At 47.0% G+C, this 12,893-nt stretch carries 12 protein-coding genes; 4 read left to right on the top strand and 8 right to left on the bottom strand.

Annotated features, from left to right (window positions below):
* The first annotated feature begins 6 nt into the window (after positions 1-6).
* Complete coding sequence (locus GNE05_RS06645; RefSeq protein ID WP_021494037.1) at positions 7-474, top strand: DinB family protein; 468 nt, start codon at positions 7-9, stop codon at positions 472-474.
* A gap of 145 nt (positions 475-619) precedes the next feature.
* Positions 620-1,384, top strand: a complete 765-nt coding sequence (locus GNE05_RS06640; RefSeq protein WP_007610763.1) for a sulfite exporter TauE/SafE family protein — start codon at positions 620-622, stop codon at positions 1,382-1,384.
* A gap of 33 nt (positions 1,385-1,417) precedes the next feature.
* Here the strand turns inward: GNE05_RS06640 and GNE05_RS06635 are convergent, their stop codons facing one another.
* The 8 genes from GNE05_RS06635 to GNE05_RS06600 form a co-directional block, all read right to left on the bottom strand.
* Positions 1,418-2,911, bottom strand: a complete 1,494-nt coding sequence (locus GNE05_RS06635) for a UxaA family hydrolase (RefSeq protein WP_061581958.1) — start codon at positions 2,909-2,911, stop codon at positions 1,418-1,420.
* A gap of 20 nt (positions 2,912-2,931) precedes the next feature.
* Entirely contained in the window at positions 2,932-4,353 is a 1,422-nt protein-coding gene (locus GNE05_RS06630) for a tagaturonate reductase (RefSeq protein WP_160182595.1), read from the bottom strand.
* Positions 4,354-4,428: 75 nt separating this feature from the next.
* Positions 4,429-5,427, bottom strand: a complete 999-nt coding sequence (locus GNE05_RS06625) for a LacI family DNA-binding transcriptional regulator (RefSeq protein ID WP_160182594.1) — start codon at positions 5,425-5,427, stop codon at positions 4,429-4,431.
* 70 nt (positions 5,428-5,497) lie between these two features.
* Positions 5,498-6,889 (bottom strand): MFS transporter, encoded by a 1,392-nt coding sequence (locus GNE05_RS06620; protein ID WP_014417510.1) that lies wholly within the window; start codon positions 6,887-6,889, stop codon positions 5,498-5,500.
* Positions 6,890-6,913: 24 nt separating this feature from the next.
* Positions 6,914-8,311 (bottom strand): glucuronate isomerase, encoded by a 1,398-nt coding sequence (gene uxaC, locus GNE05_RS06615; RefSeq protein ID WP_160182593.1) that lies wholly within the window; start codon positions 8,309-8,311, stop codon positions 6,914-6,916.
* 186 nt (positions 8,312-8,497) lie between these two features.
* Positions 8,498-9,676: an NAD(P)/FAD-dependent oxidoreductase gene (locus GNE05_RS06610; RefSeq protein ID WP_014417508.1), complete on the bottom strand. Its 1,179-nt coding sequence runs from the start codon at positions 9,674-9,676 to the stop codon at positions 8,498-8,500.
* Between the two features lie 39 nt (positions 9,677-9,715).
* A complete protein-coding gene (locus GNE05_RS06605; protein WP_003154908.1) occupies positions 9,716-10,132 on the bottom strand; it encodes a DUF1641 domain-containing protein in 417 nt (138 codons plus the stop codon).
* A gap of 386 nt (positions 10,133-10,518) precedes the next feature.
* Positions 10,519-11,016, bottom strand: coding sequence for a cupin domain-containing protein (locus tag GNE05_RS06600; protein ID WP_160182592.1), 498 nt, complete (start codon positions 11,014-11,016; stop codon positions 10,519-10,521).
* Positions 11,017-11,145: 129 nt separating this feature from the next.
* On the opposite strand from GNE05_RS06600, the gene GNE05_RS06595 reads away from it, so the two are divergent.
* Together GNE05_RS06595 and GNE05_RS06590 are read left to right on the top strand one after the other, a co-directional pair.
* On the top strand, positions 11,146-12,129 hold the full coding sequence (locus tag GNE05_RS06595) for a DMT family transporter (RefSeq protein WP_160182591.1): 984 nt from the start codon (positions 11,146-11,148) through the stop codon (positions 12,127-12,129).
* Positions 12,130-12,155: 26 nt separating this feature from the next.
* Positions 12,156-12,893, top strand: coding sequence for an ABC transporter ATP-binding protein (locus GNE05_RS06590; protein WP_063095538.1), 738 nt, complete (start codon positions 12,156-12,158; stop codon positions 12,891-12,893).

Here is a 12,893-nt window from a genome sequence, read left to right as displayed (position 1 = left end):
TTTCACATGACAGCACAAAATCAATTGGTCAGCCACTTTCTGTCACATCGAAACGTGACGATTGAACTGGCGGAAAAAATCAGCCGCGAGCATTACGACTACAAACCGGCAGAGACATCAATGTCCGCTCAGGAACTTGTAAAACACATCGTTTATTCTTTTCTTATGTTTGCAAACGTCATTAACGACGGAAACGGATCAGCCATCCAGAACAAACCGAAAGAAGAAGCGGAAACAGACCTCGTCAAACTGGCGGAAGCATGTACTGAAAAAACGACAGACATTCTGTCACAGCTGACTGAAGAGCAGCTGAACCGCGAAATTGACCTGACCGCCTCTTTCGGCAGAAAAGTGACCGGCGCTGCTCTCCTTCAGCTTGCCATGGAGCATGAAATTCATCATAAAGGCAACCTTTTCGTGTATGTCAGAGAAATGGGTCACACGGAACTTCCGTTTTATCAGCAAAAATCATAATCCGGCCATCCGCCGGTCTGCGACATAACAGCAGGCTGGCGGATTTTTTTGTTCTGTATAAAATTTTCCGAAAATTTAATTGATTACCGCCTCTTAATCATATATAATCTGATAAAAATAGTAGGATTATTCAGGAGGCACACAGATGACTGTAAGCATTGTGTTTATGGGTTTCTTTGTCGGAACGCTTGTCGGATTGACGGGTGTGGGAGGAGCGGCGCTTTTGACTCCTTTACTGATCGTTTTGGGGATCAACCCCTCAATCGCCGTCGGCACTGACCTTTTATATAACTCCATCACCAAACTGTTCGGTGTCGTTTCTCATTGGAAGCAGCGTACCGTTCAATTTAAACTTGTCGGCTACTTGGCGCTCGGGAGCATTCCCAGCGCAACAGCCGCCATCGGAGTTCTTCACTTGTTTCCCGCTTTTCACCAGCATCAGGAGCAGATTATCAAACAGGCGCTCGGCTACGTGCTGACCCTTGTCGCCATTTCCATTATCGCCCGCCTTTTTTTCGATAAAAAACTGCGGCCGAACCGCTGGCAGCAAAAAACGCTTGAAGAAAAGCGGACACTCATGATATTGATCGGCGTCATTTTCGGCTTCATCGTCGGCCTGACATCTATTGGGTCCGGCTCGTTATTTGCGATCGCCATGCTATACCTGTTCAGAATGAAAACGGCAGAAGTGGTGGGAACGGATATCGCACATGCCTTTCTGCTCGTAACTGCTGCCGGTCTGTTAAACGCAAGCTTCGGAAGCGTCGATTACCTGCTTGTATTGAATCTGTTGATCGGCTCTGTGCCGGGTGTGCTTCTCGGCAGCTTCTTTTCGCCGAAATTCTCACCGCGCCCGCTGCAGTTTGTGATGGCGGCGATTATTTTAATCAGCGGAATAAAATTAATATAAAAAAGGCGGTCTGTTGTCAGATCGCCTTTTCCCTTATAACGTCACACCGGACTTAAAGATTGCAAGCTCCCGAAAATCGTTTTTTTCGTTATTGACGAATTCTCCGCTTGCAACTTTAATAATGTATTGAATAAAATCTCTTACAATGTGATCTTCTGTTGTTTGGTCTTCCGCCAATCTGCCCGCGTTGTAATCAATCCAATGAGGCTTTGATTGAAATAAATCGGTATTTGTTGATACTTTCACAGTCGGGACAAATGTGCCGAACGGCGTGCCTCTTCCGGTTGTAAACAAAACGATGTGACAGCCCGCCGCGGCGAGCGCTGAAGAAGCGATTAAATCATTGCCGGGCGCACTGAGCAGTGTCAATCCCTTTGTTTTCAGGGTTTCACCGTATGTCAGCACATCAGAAACCGGTGCAAGACCGGCTTTTTGGGTGCAGCCGAGCGACTTGTCTTCGAGCGTTGAAATGCCGCCTTCCTTATTCCCTGGTGACGGGTTTTCATAAATCGGCTGCTCGTGCTTCATAAAATATTGCTTGAAATCATTGATCAATCGGACTGTTTTATGAAACACTTCTTCGCTCGCCGCACGCTGCATGAGAATCGTCTCAGCGCCGAACATCTCAGGCACCTCCGTTAAGACCGTGCTCCCTCCCTGTGCAATCAAGTAATCTGAAAATCTCCCTAATAAAGGGTTTGCGGTGATGCCGGAAAAACCGTCCGACCCGCCGCACTTCAATCCGATGCTCAATTCTGACAGCGGAATCTCCTCACGTTTATCTCCCTTTGCCGCAAGGTGTATCTCTTTAAGTAGCGCAGTCCCCGCTTCAATTTCATCTGTGACAGCCTGTGATTCGAGAAATTTCACCCGATCTCCGTTCACTTCAGAAAGCGTTTCCTTAATCGCCGCCAGCTCATTATTTTCACAGCCGAGCCCTAAAACCAGCACACCGCCCGCATTTGGATGACGGATGGCGTTTATCAGCATTTGTTTCGTATTCTCATGATCATCGCCAAGCTGGGAGCAGCCGTATTGGTGCTTTAAAACCAGCACATTGTCAAAGGGCGCAATGTCTTTCGCCTCTTTTACGAAGCGCTGCAGGATTTTCTCAGCGACGCCGTTTACACAGCCGACTGTAGGTACGATCCACAGTTCATTCCGGACGCCGGATGTACCGTTTTCTCTTCTGTAGCCTTTAAATGTCCGGTTCTCATTTGTAAAAGGATTGTCCTCGAAGCGCGGTGAATACGTGTATTCTTGCACATCGGATAAATTCGTTTGCAGATTATGGGTATGAATATGCTCGCCGGCCGAAATCCGCCTTGTCGCACGCCCGATCGAAAAACCGTATTTAATGATGCTGCCGTTTTCTTCAATGGTTTGCAGCGCGATTTTATGCCCCCGCTTTACAGGGTCCTTCACTTCAATCGTCAGTCCGTCTGTATGCAGCCGCTCCCCTTTGTTAAAATGGCGCATGGCGAGAAGCACGTTATCGTTTTTATGGATTTTTATGACCTCTTTCATTTTACTTCCCCCTTTTTGCCTCAGCATTCATGTAACGCATGCTTCATACCCCGCTTATGAATGACAGACAGAAAAAAAGCCGTTCGTTCAGTAAGCCCCGGAAGATGATTCAGATTCTTCCCCCACAACCGCTCTTCTCCTAATATGGCAGATGCCGCTTGAAACATATCATCTTTGCAACGGGACCGCGCCATTTGAAAACGGTTAAGAACCTCCCCGCCGTCTGCCGGTTTGTTCGGTCCGTTCCAGTATGAATAGATCATGGCGCTGAACGAAAATACCAGCTTCTCAGGTAGCCGGCCCTCCTGTTCGATATAAGCCTTCAGCGTCGGCAGGTTTCTTGTTTGGAATTTCGCGGCGGCGTTAAGGGTAATGCTTTGCAGATAATGGTGGATATAAGGGTTTTTAAACCGCTGTAACACATCTGCCGCGTATTGGGTGACACCCTCTATTTGCAGCACAGGGAGGATTTCTTCATTGATCAGCTCTTCAATGAATCTGCCCGTCACCTCGTGCTCAGCCGCTTCCCGGACGGTTTGCAGTCCGTATAGTAAAGCCACTGGCGCCAATGCCGTGTGAGCGCCGTTTAAGATTCTCACCTTTTTTGTCCTGTAAGACGTAAGGTCAGACGTGATCAGTGCGTTCAGCCCGGCCTCAGCAAAAGGAAGCTCATTCTGAAGCTGTTCCGGCCCTTCTATCACCCACAAATAATAATGCTCACCAACCACAAGCAGACGGTCTTCGTATCCGAGAAAATCGGTAAGTTCTTCCGCGGTATCAACAGGAAATCCGGGAACAATCCGATCCACGAGGGTATTGCAGAAGATGTTCGCATCATGAATCCATTGAGTAAAACCAGGTTCCAGCTCCCACAGCCCGGCATATTGAAGCACGGCCGCCTTCAGTTTCCGTCCGTTTTCTTCGACCAGTTCACATGGAAGCACAATGCACCCTTTCTCGGCGTCACCCGCAAATGCCTTATAGCGGAAATAAAGGAACGCCGCTAATTTCCCGGGGAATGTTTTTTGAGGTCTATCCTCAAGCCGGTCGCCTTTCTCAAACGTAATTCCCGCTTCTGTCGTATTGGAAATGATAAAACGAAGCTCCTCTTGTGCTGCCAGCCGTTTAAAGGAATCATAGTCAGAAAAAAGATCAATGCCGCGGCTGATGGATTTGACGATCATGTGTTCTTCAGCCGGTTTTCCGTCCTTTATCCCCTGCAAAAAAAGCGTAAATAAACCGTCCTGCTCGTTTAAACGTTTGATTTTCTCAGAGCCTCTCGGCTGTACGGCGACAACGCTTCCGTTAAAATCCGTCAGTTGATTCAATTGATCGATCTGCCAGTCTGCGAAGGCCCGCAAAAAGTTGCCTTCGCCGAACTGAAGGACTTTTTCAGGATATTGATTGTATTCACCGCACATCTTTTTATTCAGCTTCCGCAAGCTGTCCGCCTCCTTCTGTATTTATGCACACGTTAACATTTCTCCGCGTGAAAACCCGGATAATCAGACGGGCCGTTATGTGAGTTTTTTAATTGAATCTCTTATCATCACCTCGGTGTTTTCGTATATTTTTTCCGCCGCCGTATCCGGGTCGGCGATTAGTGCCAAAATCTTCTCTGCGCCGAGTATGCTGATGTTTTCTACCGGGCGTTTTACTGTCGAAAGCCTCGGTGTCATGTATTGGGAAATGCCGATGTCATCAAACCCGATAACGGATATATCTTCCGGAACGTTCAGGCCTTTGGCGAAAATGGCGTTCATCGCCCCGATCGCCATATCATCGTTTGAACAAAAAACAGCCGTAGGCGGTGATTGAAGCGCCAAGAGTTTTTCCATCGCCTGACTGCCGCTTTCCATATCATAGCGGCCTTTTACACTGTATTCATGCTTAATCGGGATAGAATGATCAATTAAAGATGTCAAATAGCCTTCTTTCCGCTGAGAAGTTGACCTGAATCCTTCCTTTCCCTCAATGATCGCGATATCTCTGTGTCCGTTTGCGATCAGGCAGTCGACCGCCTGTCTGGAGCCCTCTTTATCGTTTGACAGGATATTCGTGATGCTCCGGTCATCAATGTCCCGGTTCAGCACGACAAGCGGGATGTTTTTCTCGCGGATATGATAAATAAATGAATTATCACTGTCGCTTTGGCTCATTAAAATGATTCCGTCATATCTCATGGGCGTAATGGTTTCAAAGCTTTTCAGGTCGTCAATCGCGCGGACGAACAAATTGTATTCCTCACTGATCGTGCGGTTTACACCTTTGATGGTATCGGAAAAAAAGCTGTGTGAGGTTCCGTTTGTGATGCTTGTAAAAAACAGCCCGATCGTATGGGACTTTTGCATGGCAAGGCTTTTTGCATTTACATTCGGTGTGTAATTCAGCTGTGAAGCGAGCTCTAATATTTTCTTTTTTGTATGCTCTTTAATGTAGGGGCTGCCGTTAAGTGCCCGGGATACGGTTGTGTGGGATACGTTGGCGAGTTTTGCGATATCTTTTATGGTTACCATCGTTTTTCCTTTCTTTCTGTATGCTGTCATTTATTTCTATTGTACCATTAACGGACAGTCCATAAAATCACTAAAGTTGAGGTTTTGCATGATGTAAGTCCTGAACGAGCTCGGCATGCTGCCGGTCCGTCAGTTTATACATTAAACCGATAATCAGCATGGCGCACGCTAAAGCGAAAGCCGGGTACAGCAGCAGAAGCCCTTTAATCCCGATCAGCGTGCCTTTTGTCTGAGATGCATTCGGGATATAGCCGATAACGCTCAGCCCGATGCCTGAAAGAAAACCTGATAAAGATTGGGCGAGTTTTCTGGAGAAGTTGAAAAGCGAATATGTCGTCGCCTCCTTCCGTTCACCCGTCTTCCATTCTCCGTAATCAATAATGTCCGACACAAGCGCCCACGTAATGCCGTTTGGTATGCTGATCCCGATAAAAGCAATGCTCGCTAACGCCGTAAAGATATATACATTTGACGGCAGACAGAAATTCAGCGCATCAGCCGCGGCGCTGACGGCAAAACCGATCATCACCGTTTGCTTTTTTCCGAAACGTTTGACGAGTTTCGGCATAAACAAAACACCTAAAAATGAAGAACCGATGATGATAAAACTCATGTAGGACATCAGCTCCGCATTGTTGAGATTGTACTGGGCGAAGTAAACAAGCATAGCGGATTTAATGTTATATGCCGATATTGAGAAAATCGTCATGAAAACGACGGTCAGAAGCGGTTTGTTGCCGATAAAGCATTTGAAAACCGACATGACGGACAGCTTTTCTTTCGGCGCTTCACGGACGATAATTCTTTCTTTGCAGTTTCGGTAGCAGATCATAAATCCCGCGATTCCGATTACGGCCATCATTCCCATGACTGCCGGGTAGCCAATGTGGACGTTATCAAAATGAACAAGAATCGGGATGACGATGACACTTGTAATGAGCAGCGCGCCGAGGGAGCCGATCTGGCGGAATGCGGAAAGCGCCGTTCTGTCCTCCGCATCCTGTGTAATGGCCGCGCCGAGGGAGCCGTACGGAATATTGACGAAAGAATAAGCGACCCCCCACAGCATGTAAGAAGCATAGGCATACACAAGCTTCCAGGTGACGCTCACGTCCGGTGACACAAAAATCAATACGGTCATGACCGCAAGAATAATACTTCCGAATAATAAGTACGGCCTGAATTTCCCCCGGGGTCCGATCTTTTTTCTGTAGTCAATGGCCGAGCCGACAATCGGATCAGTCACAGCCGCAAACAGCTTGCTGACCAAAAAAATACTGCCGGCGAACGCTGCCGGAATGCCTGCGACATCTGTGAAAAACTTCAGCAAATAGATCTGCCCGAGATCAAACATAAATCCGTTCCCAAAATCTCCAAAACCATAGGATACTTTTTCTTTCAGACTCAGCTTATGCTCCTTCACTTTTGCGGCAGGTGCTGTCACGACAGGCACATTACTCATAGGCCACCTCTTTCATTCCATTTTTTAAAAGCGGAAATATTCCTCAGCATTCCGGTAACAAATCCCCTCGACAATCTTTCCTAAAAGCTCCATATCGTAAGGCGCTTCGCCTTGTTCCGCCCAGCCGCCGATCAGCGTGCAGACAAGCCGCCTGAAGTATTCATGGCGGGGATAGGACAGGAAACTTCTTGAATCCGTCAGCATCCCGATAAAACGGCTGAACAGGCCCATATTTGATAACGCTTTCATTTGCTGGAGCATTCCATCTTTCGTGTCATTGAACCACCAGGCTGTGCCGAATTGAATTTTCCCCGGTGTTTTCCCATCCTGAAAGCTGTTGATCATGCTGGCGATAATATAGTTGTCATTCGGATTCAAAGAATACAAAATCGTTTTAGGCAATTGCCGCTTTTTTTCGGCGGAATTTAACAGCCGGGCAAGCGGCTTTGCGATACGTTCATCATTAATTGAGTCATATCCCGTATCAGGGCCGAGGCTGCTGAACTTATTTGTATTGGTATTTCTTAACGCGTTAATATGGAACTGCATCGCCCAGTCCAGTTCGGCGTAAAGACCGCAAAGATATTGCAGCGTCCGTGTTTTGAATTTCTTTTCATCTTCAAAAGACACATGCTCTCCGCTTAATCCGGCTGCAAAAATCCGGGCCGCTTCCTCTTCGGTCGTCTCGGCATAAACCATTTGATCTAACGCATGATCCGACACTCTTCCCCCGGCATTGTGAAATAAGCGGACGCGGGATTCTAACGCATCTAAATACGATTGGTAGGTGGTGACAGCTATTCCGGAAGCGCTCTCCAGCGAACGGACCCAATCGGCAAAACCCGGGCTGCTGATGTCCAGTCCTTTGTCAGGCCGAAATCCGGGCAGCACTTGCACCGGAAAATCACTTTCTTTCAACAGTTCGTGGTATGTCAGCGCATCGGCAGGATCGTCGGTTGTGCAAATGACTTTAACATTTGATTTCAGAATGAGATCCCTTGCGCCAAACCCGTCTCCCTGCAGGAGCTCATTCGTTTTTTTCCAAGTTGCCGCAGCCGTTTTTTCATTCAATACGTCATAAATGCCGAACCAGCGCTGCAGCTCTAAATGCGTCCAGCTGTACAGCGGATTGCCTATCGCCATCGGCACCGTTTTTGCCCAGGCGAAAAACTTCTCTTCATCTGAAGCGTTTCCGGTAATGCAGCGCTCTTCAATGCCGTTGGCCCTCATGATCCGCCACTTGTAGTGGTCACCGTAAAGCCATGCCTCCGTAATCGTTGCGAAGGTTTTATTTTCATAGATTTCCTTTGGGCTTAAGTGACAGTGATAATCAATGATCGGCATGTTTTCAGCGTATTCCCGGTACAGCTTTACGGCCGTTTTACTATCCAGTAAAAAATCATCACCCATAAAAGCTTTCACACTTTCATCCTCCCTCTTAAAAATGTTAACGTTAACAAAATGGTTCTTTTTTATTTTAGCTTCCTCTTTCTCACATATCAATCATTTTTATTTTATTTTTCAGAAAATTGTATCCGTTTACATTTTCATACAAAAAAAAGACACTGCCGAGAAAGTCCGGCAATGTCTTCTGTGTGATCTTAAGGATTAGTAAGCGAGGCTGAATAATCCTTTGATATGTGTTAAATAACGTACGTTACTTGCTTCTTTCATTAAAGATGCCGGAAGACCTTTCAGCGGAGTAGAGTTCGCTCCGATGATGGCAACCGCGTCTTTACGTCCGAGGCTTGCAAGCGTACCTGAGTTTACAGGCTTGAATGTTTCAAGCGTTTTTCCTTCTAAGTAAGCGAACAGGTTGTAACCGACAAGCTCACCCATCTGCCAAGCGATTTGCGCTGTCGGCGGGTACGGACGGCCGTCCGGCGCAAAGTATACTGCGCTGTCTCCGACAACGAATACATCTTCATGAGAAGTAGATTGTAAGAAATCGTTAACCGTCGCACGGCCGCGGTTCACTTCAAGGCCGGATTCGCCGACTAACGGGTTGCCTTGTACGCCGCCTGTCCATACAAATGTGTTGGCAACGACTTTTGAACCGTCTTTCAGATCAATAACGTTTCCTTCAACATTTGTAACAGGAAGACCTGTTAAGAACTCAACGCCGCGTTTTTCAAGACTTTTTGTCGCGCGTTCGATAAGGTCATCAGGAAGAACAGGAAGAATTTTCGGACCTGCTTCTACTAATTTCAGTTTGATTTCTTTCGGATCTACGCCGTATTTTTTCGTAAGGTTCGGCATGATGTCAGCAAGCTCACCGACAAGCTCAACGCCTGTTAAGCCGCCGCCGCCGATAAGGATCGTTGCATCAGCTTCGTTTTTCGTTTTAGCGTATTCACGCACACGGTCTTCCACGTGTTTGTATACTTTGTTGGCATCAGCAGCAGATTTCAGCACCATGCTGTTTTCTTCGAGTCCAGGAATGCCGAAATAAGCCGTAACAGAACCAAGTCCGACAACAAGCGCGTCATAAGTCAGCTTAGAACCGTCAGAAAGGGCAACTTCTTTCTTATCAACTGAGAAAGAATTGACTTCTGCGATTTTAATGTCGACGTCTTTTCCTTTCAGAAGTTTTTCAAGCGGCATAGCAACAGCCTGTTCAGACACGTTGCCCGCTGCAAGGCGGTGCAGTTCCGTAATGATTTGGTGAGTCGGGTATTTGTTCACAACGGTTACGCGTGCTTCATCTTTACTGTAATGTTTGCGAACGGTTAAAGCAGAAAGAACTCCGCCGTAACCAGCGCCTAAAATGACAATATGTTTTGACATCGTATATCCTCCGTCCTTTATATCAATTTGAATCTGAGATTATTTTTGTTTTTCGTTCATGATTTCAAGATAGCTGTTAGCAAAACGGAACAGCTTTTGAGCTTGAGGATCTTTCAGCATGCGCAGCAGGCCGAAAAGTCCGATCGTTTCATTGCTTGCATCCGCGCGGTCTTTTGCTTCGATCGCAGTAGCCGCCACTTCTTTCGCTGTTTCTTTCACCGGCTCAAGAATTTCTGTAAGCGCACCCACTGTATCGCTCTTCAATACTTCGTCTGTCGCTACAGACTGTGCAAAATCATAAGACTTCGTTAAAATATTTACTAACTCAGTCAGTTTTGGAAGCTGATCCACTAAAACAGTCAGTGATTCTTGAACTTCAGGTTTTAGCAGCTGATCAATAAGATCGCGTTGGCCTTGGCTGACAGATGCATTTGTTTGATCGATTGTTTCTGGCATATCCGATTCTCCTTTACTATAAGCAGTATGCTGATTTTTTTGGAAAGGGTAGCCTTTCCCCCTTCATGCAGAAAAGCATGAAAAAGCAAGATTGTGAATTCATGCACAATCATTTACAAAAATAAATGTTTACTACCCAGTTTTTCACTTTGCCATATCCAGTATTATTTTTATATCAACAAAAACAATTGAATAAGTCAAAATTTCTTTTTCCTCTCTGAAAATAGCAAACATAAAAAACCCCAATTTGATTTACTCTTATATAATAACACTTTTTGAACAAAATTTGAACGTGAATTGTTTTGTTTATGAAATTATTTATATGGCGGGGGTGTAATAACGTTTCTTTTAGGCTATTTTTTTACAGACCATCCGCTTTTCCCCTGTCATTTTTCCCACAATTTTAATAGCGGGCCCGTTTTTCCCGTAAAGGGGTCGCATTCCGGGAGCGGGACACGGCTGATTTCTTCTGAAGTTCTATCATTTTTCTCCGTTTTTGTATCGTACTGCCGGCCGCCCGGATAAGCCCCGATCACGGTAAAATCAGAACTGCCCGACAGTTTTTTATGTCCGGTGCCGGCCGGAATGACCGCTGCGTCTCCCGGTTGAAGAACGGCGTCCGCTCCTTGTTCCCCGCCGAACCTCAAAACCGCGTTTCCTTTTACCGCGACAAGAACTTCGTGCGTGGTGCTGTGAAAATGGTGATACGGAAATACTCCGCCCGTCCAGCTGTTCGACCAATCGTGCCGGCGGAGGACGGACTCTGCTTTCTGTACCGTTTCTTCATTAAATACCGCTTTATAAATAACAAGCGGAAGATTCGGGTTATTCGGAATGCGGCCGTCATCTTCAAAATAAAGCACTTGAATATCCTCTTTCTGCATTGTTTTCACCTCCGTATATGTCTGTTTCCCATTCATCATTTGTTAAAACGCTATTTTCTCATATTCCATTGCGAAGCCTGCCGGTGAATAGTATAGTATAAAAAAATATGTGTCAAAATGAGGGATTTAATGAAAGCCATCGTGATCGGAATATTGGCATCTCTGTTTTTTGCAGTCACCTTTATTTTAAACAGGGCGATGGAGCTTTCCGGCGGAAGCTGGATGTGGAGCTCTTCCCTGCGTTTTCTTTTTATGGTTCCGTTTTTATTTTTGATCGTTTATGTGAAAGGAAAATGGGGGCCGCTCTGGCATGAAATCCGAAAAAAACCGTTTTTTTGGCTGAAGTGGAGTTTTACCGGGTTCGTGCTTTTTTATGCCCCGATTACGTTTGCGGCGGCATATGGGCCGGGCTGGCTGATCGCCGGCACGTGGCAGATTACAATTGTCGCGGGTGTGCTTCTGTCGCCGTTTTTCTACGAAACAAAACATTCACCGGCGGGCCCGGTTTCCGTCAGACAAAAGATCCCGCTGATTTCGCTGGTTACTTCCGTCATCATCCTGATCGGAGCCGGTCTGATTCAGCTTCAGCATGCGGGTTCTCTGTCCGGCCGCACGATACTATTCAGCGTGGTGCCGGTCGTCATCGCCGCTTTTGCCTATCCGCTCGGCAACCGCAAAATGCTGGAACAATACGGCGGAAAACTCGATACGTTTCAGCGGGTGCTCGGCATGACGCTCGCAAGCCTTCCGTTTTGGCTTTTGATCGCCGCTTTCGGCTGGCATAGAGACGGGCTTCCGTCAATGGGACAGACATTCCAATCCTTTATCGTCGCACTCAGCTCTGGCGTTATCGCAACAGTATTATTTTTCCGCGCCACCGATATGGTGAGGAATGAGCCGCAGAAGCTCGCTGCTGTTGAAGCGACGCAGTCCGGAGAGGTTCTTTTTGCACTGATCGGCGAAATCGTCTTTTTATCCGCGGCGTTTCCGTCACTTCTTTCATTTGCCGGACTGTTCATTATTATTGCCGGAATGGTCATGCATACATTCGCTTCCCGGCAGACAGACCAGAAAACGGCTGAGCAAACGTCAGCCAATCTCACCGGTTCCTGATTTTTTTACGAAAGGTGTCCTCCTGTATGAAAGAAGAAATTCCGGCAATATCTTTTCTGTCAGCCGGCAAACGCTTTGAACAAAACAATACGTCCTTTGATGTCCTAAGCCGTGTAACCGGACATATTCAAAAAGGTTCTATCACGGCGTTGATAGGCCCTTCCGGCGCGGGAAAAAGCACATTGCTGTCACTGTGCAATCTGATGAATACACCTGATGAAGGGGAAGTGCTTGTATTCGGAAAAGAAATAAGACACTGGGACATCAGAGAGCTCAGAAAAACCGCGGGCCTTGCATTTCAATCAGCTCCCGTCCTCGAGGGAACGGTGCGGGACAACCTTCTGCTCGCAGAAAAACTCCACGGGGCACAGCACTATACGCCTGAAGAGCTCGCAGATTTTACAGACCTTCCGCGCGGGCTTCTGGATCGAAATGCAAAAGAATTATCCGGAGGCCAGCGGCAGAAGCTCTCATTAGCGCGAACCCTCGCCGGACTGCCGTCCATCCTGCTGCTGGATGAAATCACATCGGCGCTGGACCCGTCATCCGTTCTCATCATTGAGAAACTGATTACGAAACTCCATCGGCAAAAACAGCTGACGGTCCTGTGGATCACCCATAACCTTGAACAAGCGGAACGATTATCCGATACGGTATGGTTTATGGCTGAGGGACGGCTTTTAGAGACCGCGGAAACGAAAACGTTCTTTAAGGAACCGAAACACGAAAAGGCCCGGGCGCTTTTACAAGGGAGCGGGTGCTGA

This window comes from Bacillus sp. AM1(2019) (assembly GCF_009906915.1).
GTDB lineage: Bacteria > Bacillota > Bacilli > Bacillales > Bacillaceae > Bacillus > Bacillus velezensis.
This window is presented reverse-complemented; position numbering and strand designations above follow the sequence as displayed.